The organism is Arcticibacterium sp. GJ41-1, from assembly GCF_055808875.1.
The window spans coordinates 4,376,664-4,397,137 of record NZ_CM147888.1; the positions used below are offsets into that span (position 1 = coordinate 4,376,664).

Consider the following 20,474-nt stretch of genomic DNA (forward strand, 5'->3'; position numbering starts at 1 on the left):
CGCAATTTCTAAAACTGAATAATTATTTAAAGGCATTAAATAGTAGTCTTAACCTACCCTAAAATCCCAATCCCAACGCCACAGGAAAGACATTTCTTTTTCGTGCAGAACTCATTATAAAGTTCAATGCTCCCTTGGCTATCAAACATGGTTTTGGTTTCTAAATCTAAGCTATTCCAAAACTTGGTGATTTTGTTTTTCTCAGCTGGTATTTTCTCTAAAAGTGCCATGGCATTTTCTATGTAAAGCTGATTATCTATTTGCTCGGCATAGGCTACTAAAACTGGCACTACCGTATTTATCACCAAATTATGAATGGACGACTTACCTATTCCCTTAAAGTCTTGAGCACTTTCCTTATTGAAATGATAATGTTTCTGCCAATAAATGGACGGCTTCGCCTCAAAAAAGCTAACCAACATCTTATAATCCAAAGCCGAAGTTATAGTGGCAAATAAACCTTTAGACTGACTCATCAAAGCGGCCAACTGGTTTAGCCGCACCGTTGGAAAATTTGCAGGTCTGGTTCTCATAAATTTCCATTGGGCAGAATTCAGGACTTTGTTCTTCAAATTATGCTTTGCCGCCAAAAAGTCGAATTCTACTTTTAATTTTGAACCATATTCATCTAAATCACTTTCTAGAAAACCAGCCATACCAAACAGCAAAGCCTCTACTTTAAAACAAGAACTACTGTACTTTCTTAATATCTTGTAGGGTAGGTTTTCCGCTAAACGCAGGAAAATTTCATTATTAAGTTTAAAGCCAAAGTTTCGCAGTAAAATTTGATAAGTAACCTCCTCCCAGTCATTCCCAAGTTTTTCAAATCGCTCCGAAACCTCCGCTCCTTTTCTTTGCATACGCTGTAGCAAGGCTTTCTCTAGCATAGAAAACTTCTTAATACCCGCTACTTCTGAAAATTGATTTTGACAAGGAATCTCATTTTGACTTTGCATCAAAGCCTCATATTTGTCTAACAGAGAAATGTCAGTCAAAGCTTTTAAAGTCAGCGTAGGAATAGGCTCACCATCTGTATTAAGTATTTCTTTATCGTTTTCCCAGACCACATGAAGTACCACATTTTCGTAGGCTGGGTCTGTATCATGTTTATGAAGATTCCAATCGGAGGCTTTCAAGTGTATTTCTACACTTCCTGCCCACTCTACATCTGCTATTTTGATACGTGCTTCTTTAAAGTCTGGTCCCGAATCGGTATTATGAAACCCTATTTTCAGAATGGTAATTTCTTCTCCTGAAGTAGTTTTTAAGATTGTTTTATTGAATTTCTGATATTGCCAGATATAGTGAAGGAAGTCTTCTTTCATTCGGTGGAGTCTTGATTATTAGCTTTATAAAAATATAATAAATTCCTTATTAAGCTATCATTAATTCTTTGCTGTGCCTCTTAACTATGTAATTTTCGTTCAACCAAACTCAGCGTATGGTATTTCGCAAACCCTATTCTTGGTTGCCCTCGCCGGGCTGGCATTCATTTCTTTTGAAAGAAACGAACCAAAGAAACCTTCGCCATGCAAACTCACACATTCAAAATTTATACTTTCTACCCTAGAAATAAATCTTTGAAATTGAAATTTTGACCGTGCTCAGACAGTGCATGGCTTTATATGGAAGTTATTTCTTAATTTACCTAAAGGTATTGCTCTAGCAAACCGGCCATTTGCACTTGAAGTTTTTCTGCTTCTTTAGCAGCAGATTGACTAAAATCTGCTCCATTAGAGGCATAAATTATCCCTCTTGACGAATTTACCAATAGGCCGCATTCTTTGTTCATTCCGTTTTTTGCTACCTCTTCTAGGCTTCCACCTTGAGCACCTACACCTGGGACTAATAAAAAGTGGTTTGGTATAATGGCTCTTATTTCTTTCAGTAAGCTGGCCTTAGTAGCACCTACCACATACATCAGTCTCTCCGAATCTGCCCATTGAGAGCTTGTTCTTAACACTTTCTCGTATAGCTTCTCATCACCTACTGAGAGTTGTTGAAAGTCTTTACTACCAGGGTTTGAAGTCAGTGCTAATAAGATGACCCATTTCCCATCAAAATCTAAAAAAGGCTTCACAGAGTCTTCTCCCATGTAAGGAGCTACGGTGATGGAGTCAAATGACATCCCAGAAGCTGATTCATCAAAAAAGGCTCTAGCATAAAGGGAAGACGTATTTCCTATATCTCCTCTTTTGGCATCTGCTATGGTAAAACAGTTTTTAGGAATATATTCTAAGGTTTTTTGTAAACTCTCCCAACCCTTTGGGCCCATGGCCTCATAAAACGCAATGTTGGGTTTATAAGAAACCGCAAATTGCTCGGTAGCGTCTATAATCTGTTTGTTGAATTCAAAAACAGGGTCTTTTTCTTTCATCAAATGTGATGGAATTTTCTTGATATCGGTGTCTAAGCCCACACACAGAAAAGATTCCTTGCCTTTAATTTCTTTAAAAAGTTCTTCTTTTGTCATTCTTCCAGTTTTTGAGTCCTCAAAGTTATGAGTAATTGGCTATTTTTGCGGCATCTTTTCAATAAAGCATCTAAATGGAATTTAAAAGGTCAGACATAGAAGGTTTAGTAGAAATTCAGCCACGTATTTTTGAGGACGCTCGAGGCTATTTCTTCGAGTCGTATCAGTACGACTTATTCAAAAAAAATGGCATTCCTGAAGTATTTGTTCAAGACAATCAGTCTTATTCCGACACAGGTGTCTTAAGAGGCTTACATTTCCAAAGAGAGCCTTTTGCCCAAGGCAAATTAGTAAGAGTAATCAGTGGCAAAGTATTAGACGTAGCGGTGGACATCAGACCTGAGTCTCCCACCTACGGTCAACATAAAACAGTGGTTTTAGACGCTAAATTGAACAATATGTTCTACGTTCCTGCTGGATTTGCTCATGGTTTTTATACCATTGAACCCGCTATTTTCTCGTACAAGTGTACTAACCTTTATGATAAAGCAAGCGAAGGTGGAATCATCTGGAATGACCCCGAATTAAACATTGACTGGGGAACGGAAAAGCCAAACGTCTCTGAAAAAGATTTAATCTTACCTCTCTTTAAGGATTTGGCTAAGAGCTAAATCCTCATTTAAAAAGAAAGGGGCCACAAATTCAAAAATAAGGCTGTCTCATTTTATAAATGAGACAGCCTCTTTTTTTATAGGTCTAGTTATATGCTAAACCAATTTTAAAGTTTGATGGGCGAGAGTTATACCCATAAACCTCCGAATAATCTACATTAAAGATATTTGACCCAGCTGCAAAAACCTTAAGGTTTGGCTTAATTGAATAGCTTACGCTCAAATCAATTAAAGAATATGCGTCTAAGTCGACCGCAACTGTTTGGAACAAATTAGAATCATAGAAACCATCTGTTCTTTTTCCTACAAATTGATAATCAAGAGCCACAGTCATTTTTTCAAAAAGACTTAAGGTAGTACCTAAATTAAGAGCATGCTTAGGTATTCTTATCAAATTATACTCTTGGTCTTCTTTATCTAAAAGGCTGTTATACCCATCTAAGAATGTATAGTTACCATGTAATGAAACTGGACCGAGTTGCTGACTAGCAGACAATTCTACACCACTAGTTTGCTGTTCATCAATATTTACATATTGACCGTAAGGTGGCGTATCAAGAGACAAAAATGTTACTTTATCCTCATTTCTTCTATTGAAATAAGCTACAGAAGCCGAACTTCCTTTTTCAGCATTATTGTATTTAAAACCCATTTCTAAGTTTCTAGAAGCTTCAGGTACCAAATCTAAATTCCCGTAAGGAGAGTATAATTGATAAAGCGTTGGGTTTTTATAACTTGTAGCCAAAACTCCAAAGACCATAATCATTTGATTGGCTCTGAAATATGGATTAAGCGAATAAGAAAAGTTTGTTCCATATTCAGAATGAGAATTTAACCTTCCACCTAGCTCTATACCTACTTTTTGATTGGCAGAAATATCAACAGCCGAGTAAACACTGAAATTATCAATCTTAGTATCATCATAAAGTAGCGGCACATCTTCAAAGGGTCCAAAGGCACTTACAGAATAATATGTTTGAGCAATGCTCTGATTTCTCAAATCTGTACCAAGAAGAATTTTAACATCTTCGCTCACAAAAAACTGAGCATATAAGTCATAGAAATTTGACTTACTTCCGAAAGTAGAATACGAATATTTTGCAAAAGCACTTTCCGCCACAAAACTAGAATCATCTTCAAAGGTTCTGTCTACTTGAGAAGTATGAGCATTAAAATGCAATTGAAACTTTTCTTTGACCCAGTCAGCTCCTACTCCTACTTGAAAGTTTTCAGAGTTAAAAACATAATCTTTCTCATCTACCAAAGCACCTGCATCTAAGTCTGCCGTGTAATCAGTCTTTCTTCCGAAAGCTCTTACTGTAACTTCGCCAAACTTCTTTGATAACTGGGCATTAAGGCTATTACGATCAAATCCGTCTTTTTCCTCATCTGGCAAACTTGAAATAGCAGACGAAAACCCATCACTCTTAACCTTATTATAACCAAAATTATAATTAAACCCGCTTATGTCTCCATTTACACCTAGACCTAAATCAAGTGTATTAAAGCTACCATAAGAAAGCTTTCCGTAAGGAGTAAATGGCTTTTTAGAACCTTTTTTACTAATAAAGTTTATTACTCCGGCTACAGCATCAGAGCCATAAAGCGTAGACTGTCCACCTTTAAGAATTTCAATACGCTCAATAAATTGAAGATTGATAAGGTTAAGGTCATAATTTCCCTCCGTAGAAGATGGGTCATAAAGAGGAACTCCATCAAGAAGTATCAATGTTTTGCCAGAACTAGCTCCTCTTAAAAATAAACTTTGGATACTGCCTAAAGGCTGTCCAGAACCCACTACATTAATACCAACCTGCTTTTGTAGCAAATCTGAAACCGACCAACCAGCGTGAGCTCTAATAACAGAATCTCCAAGAACAATCATGGACTTGCCCAATTGCGACGACTTCTGTGGCAATTTGGTGGTAGTTACGTTAACTTCTGCTAACTCAGTTTGAGCCATTACGGAGGCACTAATTAGGCATACGCATAATAATAGGCTCCTTCTAAAAAATGTAAACATTAAAAAATAATTTGTTCAGCGAATTAGCTGAAATAAAAAATTAGACTTCCGCTCATCAATAGTCATTCACCGTAACTAGTTGAAAAGAATAATTTTTGGCAGGTCTCCTGGCTTAGTGTCACTTGATTTTTCCTTCCCATCATTTTATCATGACAGTGGACAGTGGTTTCAAGTATAGACACCGAACAGTTGCGGCGACAGCTCATGCTTTAAACATGATTCCCTCTTAGGCAAATTGGATATTGAATCCAAAAGCACCAAAAACTGCCGCAAAACTACTCTATTTAATATCAAAGTTCTCAATAAATTCTAAATGTTTTTGAATAGCAAAATGGCTTCTATATCTTGTCTCAATTATTTCAATAAACGTTAATACAAAGCGATGCTAGAAGAACTAAATTTAGACAAAACGGCAGAAAAGAATATAAAGAAGTGGCTCAAGGGAAAGTATGATGACGAAACCAAGGCTACTATCAACAAATGGATAGAAGAGAAAAACATTAGTCAACTGACCGATTCGTTTTATAAAAATTTAGAATTCGGCACCGGCGGTATGCGTGGAGAAATAGGTGTAGGTTCTAACAGAATGAACAAATACACAGTTGGTGCAGCTACACAAGGCTTAGCTAATTACATAAATAAATGCTACCCAGAAGGTGAAGACCTAAAAGCAGCTATTGCTTACGACAGCAGAAACTTCTCTCCTGAGTTTGCTCAAATTGCCGCAGACATTTTCTCTGCAAATGGAATCACAGCCTATGTTTTCCCAGAACTTAGACCTACGCCACAGCTATCTTTTACAGTAAGAGAATTGGGTTGTCAGGCAGGTTTGGTAATTACCGCATCTCATAATCCTAGAGAATATAATGGTTATAAGGTTTACTGGAATGATGGCTCTCAGGTAGTAGCTCCGCATGACAAAAACATTGTAGATGAAGTTAACGCTATCACTACTATTAGTAAAATTAAGTTTAGAGGTATAAAAAAACGACTTAAAACTATAAGACCTGCTTTAGATAAAAAGTATTTAAAAGCAGTTAAGAGTATAAGTGTATCTCCAAGAATAAATAGAAAGCAGTCTGATTTAAAGATAGTATTCTCCTCTATTCATGGAACGGGAATTACTATGGTACCTGATGCTTTAAAGCAATTGGGTTTTGAAAATGTACATATCGTAGAAGAGCAAGCTAAGCCTGACGGCAATTTCCCTACGGTGGTTTATCCTAACCCTGAAGAGCAAGAAGCTATGAGTCTTTCTTTGAAATTAGCGAAAGAAATAGATGCAGACCTAGTAATGGCAACAGACCCAGATGCCGACAGAGTGGGAATGGCCGTAAAAGACCCTTCAGGCGAATGGCAACTACTTAACGGTAATCAGGCCGCCAGCCTTATTGTCTTCTATTTATTGAAGGCTTGGAAAAAAGCTAAGAAACTGACTGGTAAAGAATATGTGGCAAAAACTATTGTTACCACAGAGCTAATTGATGCCATGGCAGCGAAAGCTGGTGTAAAATGCTATAACACACTCACCGGTTTCAAATATATAGCACAGGTTATTAGAGAAACCGAAGGTAAAGAAACATTTATAGGTGGCGGTGAAGAGAGTTACGGCTACCTTATTGGAGATAAAGTAAGAGACAAAGATGCTGTGGCTGCATGTGCTATTATAGCCGAGTTAACTGCCTACGCTAAGCATAATGGCATTAGCCTGTTTGACTTCCTTGCAGATATGTATAAAGAGTATGGTTTCTTCTATGAAGGGCTTATCTCTGTTACTAAAAAAGGTAAATCTGGTGCTGAAGAGATACAGCAAATGATGGCAGACTTTAGAGCAAACCCTCCTAAGGAATTGGCGGGAAGTACTGTGATCAGAATGGACGATTACAAGTCTTTAACTCGAACTAATCTAGAGTCTGGTGTAGCTGAGGATATCCCGACTGGTTTAGGTATTGAAAGCTCTAATGTCCTTCAGTTTTTTACCAAAGATGGTACTAAGTTTACCTGTAGACCATCTGGAACTGAGCCAAAAATCAAATTCTACGTTGGAGTAAAAGGCGAATTGAAAGACAAAACTCTTTTTAAAGAGACTTTAGAGTCACTTAAAAACAAAGTAAGCTCTATCAAAGATGAACTTGCTTTAAGTTAATATGAAATACAGACTCTCTAATTTGATATTTTTTTTCTTTGGCTTATTGACCTTTTCAATGGCTCAAGAGAATACACAAATTAGGGGGTCTGGTGTTTTTATAGAAAAAGTAGAAATCTCTGGTCGTGAAATACCCATGGATTCTATTTTTCAAACCGACTATTATCACAATAACTTAAAAGTATTTGTTGGTAATAAATTCACTTTCCCAAATACCTGTCGTTACAGGCTTTTCAATCCCGATGTGGCTAGCTCTAAATACTCTATTTGGAACGCCGTAAACTCTCCCGAAATCAATATTTATAACCTTCCAGCTGGAACCTATGAGTTTCAATTCATGGATGTGGAAAGTAAAACCAAAGTAACGAAAACAGCCTTCACACTAATCATTAATAGGCCTTGGTACCGTACCTGGTGGTTTTGGGCTTTAGGTTTTGTCTGCCTTTTCACCTTATTATACGGAAGAGAAAAATTCTTAAAGAGCCAAGAGGAAGAAGAAAAAGAGCAACAAAAGAAAATTGTTGACCTGGAATTGAGAACACTTCAATTACAGATGAACCCGCATTTCATCTTTAACGCTTTGAACTCTATCCAAAGCTATGTGATGTCTCAGGACACATTCAAAGCCAATGACTACCTAACAAAATTTGCTCATTTAATACGGATGTTTCTTGACTCATCTAGAAACAAGTATATCTCTATTGATGAAGAAATAACGCTTCTCCAACTCTATGTAGAAATGGAGAACTTACGGTTTGAAAATAAATTTGATTATCAAATTAACATTGACCCAAACGTGGACAAGATGATAGAGATACCTACTATGGTACTTCAACCTTTTATCGAGAACTCCATCAATCATGGTTTACGTTATAAAAAAAACAAAGGCTTTTTAGAAATCAGCTTTACTGACGATGCCAATTTTATTACCTGTACTGTAAAAGATGACGGAGTTGGTAGGATTAAGTCAAAAGGAATTCAGGTTAAATCCATTAAAGGCTACAAATCACAAGGATTAAAAATCACCGAAGAAAGATTGAAAACCTATAACAAGTTAAATAATAGTAATATTCAATTTTCGATAAACAACGTTCTTTTAGAGAATGAGTCAGAGGATGTTGGTACTGTGGTGATAATAAAATTCCCAAAAAACATGGAATAATGAACACTTGCGTACTTATTGACGACGAAATAAGAAGTATTGATACTATAAAAACTATCATAGAAAACTTCTTAGATGACGATTTAAAAATACTTGGAACAGCTAATTCTGCTCAAGAAGGCTTTAATCTCATAATTAAGACTAAACCTCAAATAGTTTTTTTAGACATTGAAATGCCTCATCAATCGGGTTTTGATATGCTTGAGCAGTTTAACAAAATTGATTTTGAAGTAATCTTCACCACAGGCTTTGACCAATACGCCATTACTGCCATAAAGTTTAGTGCCTTAGACTACCTTTTAAAGCCAATCAATATAAGCGAACTACAGCAAGCTGTTAAGAAAGCTATTGAACGATTAAGCTCAAAATCAAGTGACCATCAAATTCAAAACTTACTTAAAAACATAAAGTCGCCAAAAGACTCTACCAATAAGATACCCCTACCGGTTATGAATGGCCTTGAAATGGTACAAGTGGGTCAAATAGTCCACTGCGAAGCTTCTCAAGATTATACCATTGTAACTCTTCTTAATGGCAAAACCATTTTAGTTTCAAGAAGCATCAAATATTTTGAAGAACTTCTTAACGATTATAACTTCTTTAGAACCCACCACTCTTATCTGGTAAATAAGGAATATATCAAAAAGTATGTAAAAGGAGAAGGTGGCTACGTAGTTACCGAATCAGGAACCGAAATACCTGTTTCTCGCAGAAAAAAACCAGACTTTTTAAGTTGGCTAAACTCTTAAAATAATTACCTTATTCTCCACTTATATCAAAAAAAGAAAATTAAACCCTCCACTTATATTTAATTTACTACCAGTTATAGAGTCTAACTTGTTTAGCTGCGAAATCTTCGGGAACGTTGCCGTTAGTTATTCTTCTCCACCAAGAAGGAACACGCACTTCAACAACAGAACAGGAAAAAGCTGCTATTATGAGCAAATTATTACAAATAAAGAATTATCACCCAGAACAAATTGATTCGCAAAGAATGTTCACACTAGAGGGGGCTACATTATCTTCTTTAGGAGATATGGAGTTAAGAGTGGCTGGAAACAAAAAAATCATCAACTTAAATGATGTAATTTATTTGCAGAGTGCAAAAAATTATACCGTTTTTAAACTTAAAAACGGAAAGAATGTCATCAGTAGTAAAACACTAAGAATTTTCGAAGAAGAACTCGAGGATGTTGTAAACTTTGTAAGGCCTCATAGATCATTCATGGTAAACTTTGACCATGTGAAGGATCTTCGCTTTAACTGCCGTGGTGGTGAAATTTATCTTAAAGATGAGGTAATTGAAATATCAAGAAGAAAAGCGGCAGACTTTAGAAAGAGCTATCGAAAATTCTTAACCGCTAATGGACAAAATGTAGGCTCTACAATTAGGATGAAAACAAGAATGAAAACAGCATAAAGCTGAACAGAAATAAGATAATAATTTTTACTTTTTGGGTTACGAATAATAAAGTACTGTATCATTCAGTACTTTATTTTTTTGCCCAAAATCTTATTAAACGGTGTTACGCACTAAAAAACAGGTATTAACAAGGAAAACACTCAATACATATACGTAAAAGTCAAACTCAAAATTTACCAAGAAGATTGCGATTGCCATTTGAATCGATTAATTTCGTTGGAAAATACAAGAATATAACTATCCGATTATATAAGATTTTTTTCCTGACAAATTTAGCGAACAAATAGGCCCGACAACTTGTCGGGTTTTATTTTGTTTTTTCAAGTTTTCGTAGGACAATATCACCATGGCTTAACATCCTGTTTTCTATTAAATTAGTTTAATCTAATTTTGAACCTCACAGAGAAAAATATGTCAGAAGTAAACATCATAAAATATAACGCAGGTAATGTCATGTCCGTCATGTATGCACTTGACCGAATTGGCGTTTCCTATAAATTAACAGACGACCCTGAAGAGCTATCTTCTGCCGAAAAAATCATATTCCCTGGTGTGGGAGAAGCCTCCACTGCCATGAGGAGTTTAAGAGAAAATGGGCTGGATAAACTCATCCCAACACTCAAACAACCTTTTTTGGCTACCTGCATAGGCATGCAATTGCTGTGCAATCATTCTGAAGAAGGCGATGCTGATTGTTTAGGAGTTTTTGATGTAGATATTATAAAGTTCCCTAAAAAGGAGCATCATAAAATCCCTCAAACTGGTTGGAATAATATTTACGATTATAAATCAGACTTACTTAAAGGTATTGATGAAAATCAGTATGTCTACTATAATCACTCTTTCTATGCCCCTATATGTAAAGATACTGTAGCAAAAACCGACTATATAGTACCTTATTCAGCCATTTTGCAAAAAGACAATTTTTATGCTTGTCAGTTTCACTCTGAAATCAGTGGCGACGTAGGCGAGCAAATTTTCCGTAATTTTTTAAAAAAGTAAGATTAGAATGTTTCAAATTATTCCTGCCATTGATGTAATAGACGGTAAATGCGTTAGATTAACTAAAGGAGATTACGGCACAAAAAAAATATACAACGAAAGACCAGAAGAAGTAGCTAAGGAGTTTGAAGATAGTGGTATTACACGCCTGCATTTGGTTGATTTAGATGGAGCAAAAGCAAAGAAAGTTGTCAATTATAAAGTTCTTGAAAGAATTGCAACACAAACTGGGCTTACCATTGATTTTGGTGGAGGAGTTCAATCTGACGAAGACTTAAGAAAGGTTTTTGACTTTGGTGCCAAACAAGTTACCGGTGGAAGTATAGCTGTCAAAAATGCAGAAAAATTCATGTCATGGCTGAGTGATTTTGGAGGTGATAAAATTATTCTTGGTGCTGATGCTAAAAATGAAAAAATAGCAATAAGCGGCTGGGAAGAAGATTCAAAAGAAGATATCTACCAGTTTGTTGAAAAGTACGTGGCGGAAGGTGTCAAATATATTATTAGCACCGATGTGGATAAAGATGGCCTTTTAGAAGGTCCTTCTTATCAATTATATGCCAAACTAAAGAAGCAATTTCCTGAAATAAACATTATTGCTAGCGGTGGTGTTTCTGAAATGAGTGATATTGAAAAACTAGCAACTCAAAACCTACACGGTGTAATAGTGGGCAAAGCTATTTATGAGAACAAGATATCATTGGCACAGATAAAAGCTTTTATTCTCCGTAATCATGGAAAAGTTTGAGATAAGACTTGATGACTTGTTATTAAGCTCTGATAAGAGCCTTTTAAATATTGATTTAATACATTCATTTCTAAGTCAAAGTTATTGGTCCGAAGGAATTCCAAAAGAAACCGTGGTCAAAGGAATTGAGAACTCATTAAGTTTAGGCTTATACAGAAATGAGCAGCAAATAGGTTTCTGCAGATTAATCACAGACCATGCATCCTTCGCATACCTAGCTGACGTATTTATTACTGAAGACCAAAGAGGGCATGGTTATGCCGAATGGATGATTAGCAATCTCAAAGAAATTCCAACGTTGAAAGGTTTAAGAAGATGGCTGTTAGCAACAAGAGATGCCCATAATCTTTACAACAAAACGGGATGGGAAAAATTAGAAAACCCGAACTTATTCATGGAAATAGTGAATAAGGAGGTTTACAAAAAATAAAACTAGCATATGCTGACCAAAAGAATTATTCCCTGCCTAGACATAAAAGAAGGTAGAACTGTAAAAGGAACAAATTTCGTAAACTTAAGAGACGCAGGTGATGCCGTAGAATTAGCAGATTTGTATGCTAAAAGCGGAGCTGATGAACTAGTCTTCCTTGATATTACGGCAACAGTGGATGGTAGAAAGACCTTGCTAGAATTAGTTAATAAAGTGGCTCACACCATAAATATACCTTTTACTGTTGGTGGAGGAATTAGCTCTGTGGCAGACGTTTCTGCTTTATTAAACGCAGGTGCAGATAAAATTTCTATAAACTCTTCTGCCGTCAAAAATCCTGAGTTGATAACTGAACTTGCTCAAGAGTTTGGTAGCCAATGCATTGTAGTGGCTATTGACACTAGGCATGTAGAAGGTAAAAAGCATGTAGTTCATACCCGAGGTGGCAGAACACCTACAGATAAAGAAACCATTTCTTGGGCAAAAGAAGTGGAAGAAAGAGGAGCTGGAGAAATACTTTTAACCTCTATGGATGCAGATGGCACCAAAGATGGTTTTGCTTTAGAACTGACATCTACCATCTCAAGAAACGCGGGCATTCCTATTATTGCTTCTGGCGGAGCTGGGAACATGGAACACTTTTTTGATGTTTTTACCACAGGCTATGCCGATGCCGGATTGGCCGCTTCAATATTCCATTTTAAAGAGATTGGAATTCCTGATTTAAAGACATTTTTAAAAGACAAAGGTGTATCAATGAGGTTATAATATGACAAAATAGCCGATACCCTTGACTTGGCATTAAGCTTGTCGTTTTAGACTTATAATAAGAGATTTGATATATCAAGTGGGTTTTGTACATTCAACATGACAGACTGGCATACCACGATAAGACTATACTATTTAGATGAATAAAGATTTTGAACTACTGGAAAAATTTGCAAATCCCAGTACAAATTTGGAAAACGTGGAAATGATTGAAATAGCCTCACCTGATGAGGTTATGGAAAATGATGAAAACCTTCCAGAGAGCTTACCGCTTTTGCCTTTAAGAAATACCGTACTTTTTCCAGGAATAGTAATTCCTGTTACAGTAACGCGTACCAAAGCTATTAGGCTAGTAAAAAAGGCATATCGTGGCGATAGAACTTTAGGTATTATTTCTCAGGTAAAACAAACCAAAGATGAACCTAAAGAAGACGACTTATATAAAATAGGAACGGTAGGTAATATTTTGAAAATGATAGTGCTTCCTGATGGGAACGTAACTATTATAGTACAAGGGAGAAGAAGGTTTAAGATTACTAACATCTTAAAGACAAATCCGTATTTAACAGCTGCTGTAGAATACATTACCGACTCATTTCCTAATGCAAAGAAAAAGGAAACAAAAGCTTTAATATCGACGCTAAAAGACACCGCGGCCAATATATTAAACCTAAACCCTGAAATACCGAGAGATGCCCAGTTGGCAATCAATAACATTGAGTCTCCTATATTTTTGACGCATTTCCTTTCTTCAAACCTTAATATTGGCATAGCTGAGAAACAGTTACTTCTAGAAACTTATGATGGCGGAGAGCAAGCCCATAAGCTTCTGGAGCACATGCTGAAAGAGGTTGAAGTTTTAGAGATAAAGAAAGATATTCAGTCAAAAGCTAGTTCGGATATTGACCAGCAGCAGCGTGAATACTATTTGCGTCAGCAAATAAAAGTACTTCAAGAGGAATTAGGCTCAGAGTCTCCTGACCAAGAAATAGAGAAACTACGTATGAAGGGTGCCAAGAAAAAGTGGCCGTCAGACGTAAATGAGCATTTTAATAAAGAACTCAATAAGATTCAACGCTTAAACTCTATGGCTCCAGAATATGGTGTGGCTGTGAGTTATGCAGAATTACTTTCAGACCTGCCTTGGAATGATTCAAGTGATGATAGCTTCAATTTAAAAAGGGCTAAAAAAATTCTTGATGACGACCATTACGGTTTAACAAAAGTTAAAGAGCGTATTATAGAATACTTAGCTGTATTAAAGCTAAGGAAAGACATGAAGGCTCCTATTCTTTGTTTTTACGGCCCTCCAGGTGTTGGTAAAACATCTTTAGGAAAATCTATTGCGAAAGCTTTAGGAAGAGAATACGTAAGGATGGCCTTAGGTGGCGTACATGACGAATCTGAAATTAGAGGTCATAGAAAAACCTATATTGGGGCTATGCCTGGAAAAATTATTCAAAACCTTAACAAGGCGAAGAAATCAAATCCGGTATTTGTTTTAGATGAAATTGACAAAATATCTAGAGACCAAAGAGGTGACCCTTCCAGTGCATTATTAGAGGTTTTGGATCCTGAACAAAACAGTGCTTTTAAAGATAATTACCTTGAGGTTGATTACGACCTTTCTAAGGTTCTTTTCATAGCTACTGCTAACTCACTAGACAGTATTCAGTCTGCTCTTAGAGACAGAATGGAGATTATTGAGCTTACAGGATACACTGTAGCTGAAAAAGTAGAGATAGCTAAAAGACATTTACTTCCAAAGCAGCTTAAGGAGCACGGAATGAGTGCTAAAGACTTAAAACTTAGTAAAGACGCTTTGACCAAATTGGTAGAAGGCTACACTAGAGAGTCTGGAGTAAGAGCTTTGGAACAAAAAGTGGGAACTGTTGTAAGGAAAATAGCCAAATCAATAGCTATGGAGGAGGAGTACAACTCCTCTCTAAAGGCGGAAGATATTGAAAGACTACTAGGACAGCCAATTTTTGACAAAGACCTTTATGAGGGCAATGAAATGGCTGGTGTAGTGACTGGCTTAGCTTGGACCCCAGTGGGTGGAGACATTCTCTTCATAGAATCTAATTTGAGCCGTGGCAAGGGCGTATTGACCCTCTCTGGTCAGTTAGGTGATGTAATGAAGGAATCTGCCATGACAGCATTATCTTACCTTAAATCTAACTCTGAGAGTCTTAATATTGATTATAGAACCTTCCAGAATTACGACCTTCATATTCACGTACCTCAAGGTGCTGTACCAAAAGATGGTCCTTCGGCTGGTATCACCATGCTAACATCCATGGCTTCAATTTTTACGCAACGTAAAATAAAGAACAACTTGGCTATGACTGGTGAGATTACCTTGAGAGGTAAAGTTTTACCGGTAGGTGGTATTAAAGAGAAAATACTGGCTGCTAAAAGAGCCAATATTAAGGAAATTATCCTTTGTTATAAAAACCAGAAGGATGTGGAAGAAATAGGTGAAGAGTACACTAAAGGTTTGAAATTTCATTACGTAGACTTGGTTCCAGAGGTGCTCGAAGTAGCTCTACTTAAAACCAAGGTAGAAAATCCAATTACTTTTGTATTTCCTAAACCTCAACAGAATAACGCATAACAAAAAAAGACTTCCAAATGGAAGTCTTTTTTTTGCCTATTTTTTAGATTAGCTTACTCTTGATAAGCTATTAAGTCTTTAAGGATTTTCTGAGCTTCCATCAAATAGACGTCTTCTTCTCTATCATCTCCTTCTTTAGTTTTTCTTAACTTCTTAATAGTAGAAATAACTTCTTCGTTATCGTTTTTCTCTTTTAACCTTATCTCATAGTTGAGAGAATATTCTTTTACCTCGCGTTGTTTCTTGTAGATTTCAATGTCTTTCAAAAGCACTTTCATTTGCTCGTCAGTGGTCAATCGCTCATTATACTTATCCATAATGTTAGCTAACACCTCATTAGTAATTACATTCTGCTTTGTAAAGTTTGAGCTAGAAATTTGGTCATAAGGCAATGCACTCTCCATGCTACTTTCACCACTTTCTTCAGAATCCCAAGGCGTAGGTAAAGCTATATCTGGAACCACACCTTTGTTTTGGGTGCTGTTTCCTGTAATTCTATAAAACTTCTCGGTAGTAAGCTTTAACTGACCATACCTCTCCTCCTCTTCCATGCCTTTAGAGGCTGCTCCCTTTCTAGAAGCCACTCTTGGCGAAAGTAAAAACTGATCAAGATTAACCAACTGCTGTACTGTCCCTTTCCCAAATGACTGCTCACCTACTATTAAACCTCTGTTATAGTCTTGAATAGCTCCAGCAAAAATTTCTGATGCGGAAGCCGAATGTCTGTTTTGCAAAACTAAAAGAGGACCTGCATAAGACACAGAAGTATCATTATCTTCTTCCACATCTATTCTACCCTTACCTGTTCTACGCTGCACCACCGGGCCATTCGGAATAAAAAGACCTGTTAAATTGATAGCTTCAGTAAGAGAACCTCCGCCATTATTTCTTAAATCAATAATGACTCCGTCCAAACCTTTGGTATTGAAATCTTTCAAAAACACATCTACATCTCTGGTAGTACTTTGAAAATCGACTCCTTTTCTAGCTCCATCAAAATCTCTATAAAACATTGGGATATCGATAAGTCCAATTTTATAAACTTTATCACCTTCTTTCATTTCTAGAATTTCTGCCGACGCTACTGCCTCTTCCAGTTTAATTTTATCACGAACAATTCTTACCTCTCTTGGCTCAGAATTTATTGGAGCCTCTTTTGCTTTTAGAAGAAGCCTAACTACGGTTCCTTTTTTCCCTCTAATAAGATTCACAGCATCATCAGTAAGCCATCCCACAATGTCTTGAAAGTCGCCGTCATCCCCTTGTGCCACTGCCAGTATATAATCTTCCTTATTAGCAAGTTGTGTTTTAAACAATGGCCCACCAGGAATGATATCCATTATCATCACATGGTCATCGTTATTTTGAAGCCTTGCTCCTATTCCCTCTAAAGACTGACTCATATCAATATTAAACTGTGCCGCCGTACTAGGAATCATATAACTCGTATGAGGGTCTATAGCCCTTGTAAAAGCGTTCATATAAGTCTGGAAGATATCTTCCGAATGCCATTTTGCCACTCTAGACTCATACCTATCAAAACGTCTTTTCAATGTACTAACTATAGCACTATCAGAGCTTCCGCTTAATTTTAGACTTAAAGCTTGACTTGTGATAATCTTATCCCATTCTCTATCTAACTCCTCTTCAGTATAAGCCCAATCTTTTTCTTCATCATCCACGCTATACATTTCATTTGAAGTGAAATCTAAAGGTTGGTCAAGAAAGTTCATGACGTAGTCAAAACGCTTTTTGTAAACTTTCCTATACTTATTAAAAATTTCAAAAGGAATATCTAGGTCTCCTGACAACAAAGCGTCGTCAATCAAGTACCTATATTTTTCAAACTCATCAACATCAGATTTGGTAAAATATGAATGACCACCATCAATGCTCTCAATCATATTATTGAACACTTTAGTTGAGAGTTCATCATCTACCCTAAATTTTTGATAATGGTAATTATTCAAAAATTGAGTAACAAACTGCTCCACTCTGTGCTGTGTTTCAGAAGGTTTTAAGTCGTCGTAACTGTACTTCCCAGAGTTATTTTGGGCAAAGCCAAAACCGCTGAAGAACATAACTGTACAAACTATAAGTATTCTTTTCATATTATTATTTATCTGGTTGAATAAGAAGCATGGACTTTCTTATTTATAGTATTTCTATCAATTCTACTTCAAAAATAAGGGCTGAATTTGGCCCTATTTTTCCTTGTCCTCTAGGCCCGTAAGCCAAATCAGCAGGAATGTAAAACTTCCATTTTGAGCCAACTGGCATCAATTGAAGACCTTCAACCCATCCTTTGATTACTTGAGTTACACCAAAAGTGCTTGGTGAACCTCGCTCTACGGAACTATCAAAGACTGTACCGTCAATAAGCGTTCCATGATAATGCACTTTCACTTTTTGTGTACTTAAAGGTTTTTCTCCCGTACCTGCTGTTAAAATTTCATATTGTAAACCACTGCCTGTAGTCATTACGCCTTCGCGGGTTTTATTTTTTTCTAGAAAAGCATTACCAGCAGCTAGGTTTGCATTCCCAACCTTTGCAGCAGCTTTTTGAAAGTAATTCTGAATAAACATGCCAGAATTAGCCGACGAAATCAATAATGCTTGGTCTCCTAAAATATCTCTAATTGCTTTTATCAATACCTCTGTATTAGGCTGAAGGTTTTGAGCTTTTAAGCTCTCCCCTACATTTACTCCTATCGCATAGCTCAAAGAATCTAATTCTGTATTTAAAATTCCTTGGCCTTTAGAAATGGTTATATTAAAAAGAAGTATGGCTGTTATAATAAATGAAAGACGTTTACTCATTTTACTTTTAACTTGGTTTATTTTATTTTTTTGAATCTATGCGATTCCCTTCTAATTAACACAATAATTACCTAAAAAATTACGCTCTACTAAAAATACTTTTACCTCCCATTTTACGTAGTTGGTATAGTTTTTGAAAATTACTTACTAATCAATCACATATTTATGCTAAAGTTAATTCTAAGTTTTCCGGTACAGGTTATACAATTTGTAAGTAATACCATTAACCGAATCATATCTCAAAGTAAAAATCCTCTTCAATCAAACGTTCTTAATTATAAGAGTTTAATTAACGCAGGAATAGTTGCATGTCTTATATATGGCCTATACCTCTTTCTGGAGCCATTTGGCATCAATAACTATTCTAACCAAAACAAAACTATCCTGATAGCCTTATCAGCTGTTTCTGGATTTATTGGCTTAATTATCTCCGATTTCGTACTCCCAAGTCTGTTTAAGAGCTATTTTGAAAATTCTAGTTGGACTGTAATGAAAGAAATTTCTCTTTATGCCATGCGTTCTTTCTTTTTAGGGCTTATGGTTATGGTCTTTGGAAACCAAACAGGTTTAACAAATTTTAACTTACCTATCTTCCTTTTACAGTTCACAGCAGGAGCTACTTTCATTGGAATTTTCTTAGCTTTTATCAAAGAAGGGATTTTAAGAAAGAGATTTGAAGATAAAGCAGAAACAGCAAATCAGAGAATACAGAATTATTCTGCAGCTGTGTCAAACAGTAATCCATTTCCTGTTTTAGTTTTTTCAGGCTCAAATGATAAAGTTAGTATCGTGCCAAATCAGCTAATTTCTGTTAATATTGATAAATACAAATCTGAATTTGTTTATCAAAACATTTTAGGAACAGTAAATAAGAGCCTTGATATTTCGGCTGCAGATGTTATTAAGGAAGTAAATGAGTATGGTCAATTCATTGAACTTAGCAAAAATCATTTTGTCAATGCTCAAGCATTATACAAAGCAGAAGGGAATGCTGCTGGTTACTTGGTTCATGTGGCCAAGTGTACAAATCCAATAGGCGTTTCAAGAAAATTTCATGGTGCTCTTGAGAATTTATAGCACCTCTCTTCTATTTAAAACAACAAAAAAAGACGGCTTTAAGCCGTCTTTTTTTGTTAAAATACTTTCATCCATTTATCCTGTTCTTTCATCACTAGCTTTATCACATCTCTCACTACTCCAGCACCACCATTTACTGGTGAAACATAATCTGCAACTTCTATCACCTCTGGTTCCGCATCTGCTGGGCAAGCCTTTAAAACCTTGCTATTTTTCATAAGAAGCAAGTCCGGAATATCGTCTCCTATGTAAACCACTTCATCTGCAGAGATATTCCATTCCTTTAAAAGACTCTCAAAAACAGCAGGCTTTCCGTCTGTGCTCACTGATAAATGAATCTCATGGATACCCAGTCCGCCCAGTCTAGTTCGAATACTTTCTTGCTTACCTCCTGAGATAACAGCCGTTTTATAGCCAGCTTTTATGGCCATTTGAACGGCGTAGCCGTCTCTCACATTAAAAACTCTGTCTACGCTGGAGTCTGTCACTATTAATCGGGCATCAGTAAAAACACCGTCTACATCAAAAACAAAGGTTTTAATCTTCGAAAGCTTACTTCTTAATTTTATATCCATAAGTACAAATATGGGATTTTAATTGCTGAATATTAAACATCATTTTCATTAGTAACTAGACAAAAAAAGACCGCTCCCAAATGGAAACGGTCTTAGTCTTATCAAAATGTATTTGATTAATCCTCTAAAGCAGGAATTCTCAACATTTGACCCGGATAAATTTTATCTGGGTCAGAAAGCATTGGCTTATTAGCTTCAAAAATTACTGGATACTTCATAGCGTTACCATAAAATGTTTTAGCAATTTTACCTAAAGTATCACCGCTAACTACTGTATGAAACTTAGCTTCTTCTTTAGGAACCTCTACTTCCAAAAGATTATTAACCGAAGCAACACCTTCAACGTTTCCAACCGCAATAGCGATTTTCTCTGCATCCACCTGCTCAGCTACAGTACCTTCGATAGTTACTATATCTTCTGCTACTTTTATACTTAATTTTTTGAATGGTAGGGCTAATCCCTGAACGTGGGCCAATAAAGCTGCTGCTTTTACTTCTGGCTCTTTTTCTGCAGAAGGAAAAATCTTTTCACCAACACCCTTAAAAAATGACATTAATCCCATAGTATTTCTTTTTTGTTTTATTGTTTGAACTATTAC

The 20,474-nt window shown here is 36.2% G+C and carries 18 protein-coding genes and 1 riboswitch; of the genes, 11 read left to right on the plus strand and 7 right to left on the minus strand.

Annotated features, from left to right (window positions below):
• Nucleotides 1-53: 53 nt before the first annotated feature.
• Together AC0L6O_RS18010 and pyrF are read right to left on the minus strand one after the other, a co-directional pair.
• Nucleotides 54-1,325, minus strand: a complete 1,272-nt coding sequence (locus AC0L6O_RS18010) for a DUF2851 family protein (RefSeq protein ID WP_473304312.1) — start codon at nt 1,323-1,325, stop codon at nt 54-56.
• 323 nt (nt 1,326-1,648) lie between these two features.
• Entirely contained in the window at nt 1,649-2,473 is an 825-nt protein-coding gene (pyrF, locus tag AC0L6O_RS18015) for an orotidine-5'-phosphate decarboxylase (RefSeq protein WP_473304313.1), read from the minus strand.
• Nucleotides 2,474-2,547: 74 nt separating this feature from the next.
• Between pyrF and rfbC the strand changes: the two genes are divergently transcribed.
• On the plus strand, nt 2,548-3,084 hold the full coding sequence (gene rfbC, locus AC0L6O_RS18020; protein WP_473304314.1) for a dTDP-4-dehydrorhamnose 3,5-epimerase: 537 nt from the start codon (nt 2,548-2,550) through the stop codon (nt 3,082-3,084).
• A gap of 85 nt (nt 3,085-3,169) precedes the next feature.
• On the opposite strand, the gene AC0L6O_RS18025 is transcribed toward rfbC, so the two are convergent.
• Nucleotides 3,170-5,107 (minus strand): TonB-dependent receptor plug domain-containing protein, encoded by a 1,938-nt coding sequence (locus tag AC0L6O_RS18025; protein WP_473304315.1) that lies wholly within the window; start codon nt 5,105-5,107, stop codon nt 3,170-3,172.
• A gap of 80 nt (nt 5,108-5,187) precedes the next feature.
• Nucleotides 5,188-5,384, minus strand: a riboswitch (cobalamin riboswitch).
• 105 nt (nt 5,385-5,489) lie between these two features.
• Here AC0L6O_RS18025 and AC0L6O_RS18030 point away from each other — a divergent pair.
• From AC0L6O_RS18030 to lon, 9 genes are all read left to right on the plus strand, one after another.
• Nucleotides 5,490-7,253: a phospho-sugar mutase gene (locus AC0L6O_RS18030; protein ID WP_473304317.1), complete on the plus strand. Its 1,764-nt coding sequence runs from the start codon at nt 5,490-5,492 to the stop codon at nt 7,251-7,253.
• Nucleotide 7,254: 1 nt separating this feature from the next.
• On the plus strand, nt 7,255-8,415 hold the full coding sequence (locus tag AC0L6O_RS18035; RefSeq protein WP_473304318.1) for a sensor histidine kinase: 1,161 nt from the start codon (nt 7,255-7,257) through the stop codon (nt 8,413-8,415).
• Nucleotides 8,415-9,164, plus strand: coding sequence for a LytR/AlgR family response regulator transcription factor (locus AC0L6O_RS18040; RefSeq protein ID WP_473304319.1), 750 nt, complete (start codon nt 8,415-8,417; stop codon nt 9,162-9,164). Before AC0L6O_RS18035 ends, AC0L6O_RS18040 begins: the two co-directional genes overlap by 1 nt.
• A 116-nt stretch (nt 9,165-9,280) precedes the next feature.
• Nucleotides 9,281-9,835 carry a LytR/AlgR family response regulator transcription factor gene (locus AC0L6O_RS18045; RefSeq protein WP_473304320.1) on the plus strand — a complete coding sequence of 185 codons (555 nt, stop codon included), beginning with the start codon at nt 9,281-9,283 and terminating at the stop codon, nt 9,833-9,835.
• Nucleotides 9,836-10,249: 414 nt separating this feature from the next.
• Nucleotides 10,250-10,840 carry an imidazole glycerol phosphate synthase subunit HisH gene (gene hisH / locus AC0L6O_RS18050; RefSeq protein WP_473304322.1) on the plus strand — a complete coding sequence of 197 codons (591 nt, stop codon included), beginning with the start codon at nt 10,250-10,252 and terminating at the stop codon, nt 10,838-10,840.
• Nucleotides 10,841-10,847: 7 nt separating this feature from the next.
• Entirely contained in the window at nt 10,848-11,588 is a 741-nt protein-coding gene (gene hisA / locus AC0L6O_RS18055; RefSeq protein WP_473304323.1) for a 1-(5-phosphoribosyl)-5-[(5-phosphoribosylamino)methylideneamino]imidazole-4-carboxamide isomerase, read from the plus strand.
• Nucleotides 11,575-12,018 (plus strand): GNAT family N-acetyltransferase, encoded by a 444-nt coding sequence (locus tag AC0L6O_RS18060; RefSeq protein ID WP_473304324.1) that lies wholly within the window; start codon nt 11,575-11,577, stop codon nt 12,016-12,018. Before hisA ends, AC0L6O_RS18060 begins: the two co-directional genes overlap by 14 nt.
• 9 nt (nt 12,019-12,027) lie before the next feature.
• Entirely contained in the window at nt 12,028-12,786 is a 759-nt protein-coding gene (gene hisF / locus AC0L6O_RS18065; RefSeq protein ID WP_473304326.1) for an imidazole glycerol phosphate synthase subunit HisF, read from the plus strand.
• 139 nt (nt 12,787-12,925) lie between these two features.
• Nucleotides 12,926-15,403 (plus strand): endopeptidase La, encoded by a 2,478-nt coding sequence (gene lon, locus AC0L6O_RS18070; RefSeq protein ID WP_473304327.1) that lies wholly within the window; start codon nt 12,926-12,928, stop codon nt 15,401-15,403.
• Between the two features lie 53 nt (nt 15,404-15,456).
• On the opposite strand, the gene AC0L6O_RS18075 is transcribed toward lon, so the two are convergent.
• Entirely contained in the window at nt 15,457-17,514 is a 2,058-nt protein-coding gene (locus AC0L6O_RS18075) for a carboxy terminal-processing peptidase (RefSeq protein WP_473304329.1), read from the minus strand.
• Between the two features lie 43 nt (nt 17,515-17,557).
• Nucleotides 17,558-18,223: an FKBP-type peptidyl-prolyl cis-trans isomerase gene (locus AC0L6O_RS18080; protein ID WP_473304331.1), complete on the minus strand. Its 666-nt coding sequence runs from the start codon at nt 18,221-18,223 to the stop codon at nt 17,558-17,560.
• A gap of 165 nt (nt 18,224-18,388) precedes the next feature.
• Here AC0L6O_RS18080 and AC0L6O_RS18085 point away from each other — a divergent pair, with 165 nt between their 5' ends.
• Nucleotides 18,389-19,300: a hypothetical protein gene (locus tag AC0L6O_RS18085; RefSeq protein ID WP_473304333.1), complete on the plus strand. Its 912-nt coding sequence runs from the start codon at nt 18,389-18,391 to the stop codon at nt 19,298-19,300.
• A gap of 56 nt (nt 19,301-19,356) precedes the next feature.
• Here AC0L6O_RS18085 and AC0L6O_RS18090 read toward each other — a convergent pair whose 3' ends face one another.
• Both AC0L6O_RS18090 and lysM read right to left on the minus strand, forming a co-directional pair.
• Nucleotides 19,357-19,875: a KdsC family phosphatase gene (locus tag AC0L6O_RS18090; protein WP_473304334.1), complete on the minus strand. Its 519-nt coding sequence runs from the start codon at nt 19,873-19,875 to the stop codon at nt 19,357-19,359.
• A 116-nt stretch (nt 19,876-19,991) separates the two neighbouring features.
• The gene (gene lysM, locus AC0L6O_RS18095) at nt 19,992-20,438 is read right to left on the minus strand and encodes a peptidoglycan-binding protein LysM (protein ID WP_473304335.1); all 447 of its coding nucleotides are present in this window, start codon (nt 20,436-20,438) and stop codon (nt 19,992-19,994) included.
• Between the last annotated feature and the right edge of the window lie 36 nt (nt 20,439-20,474).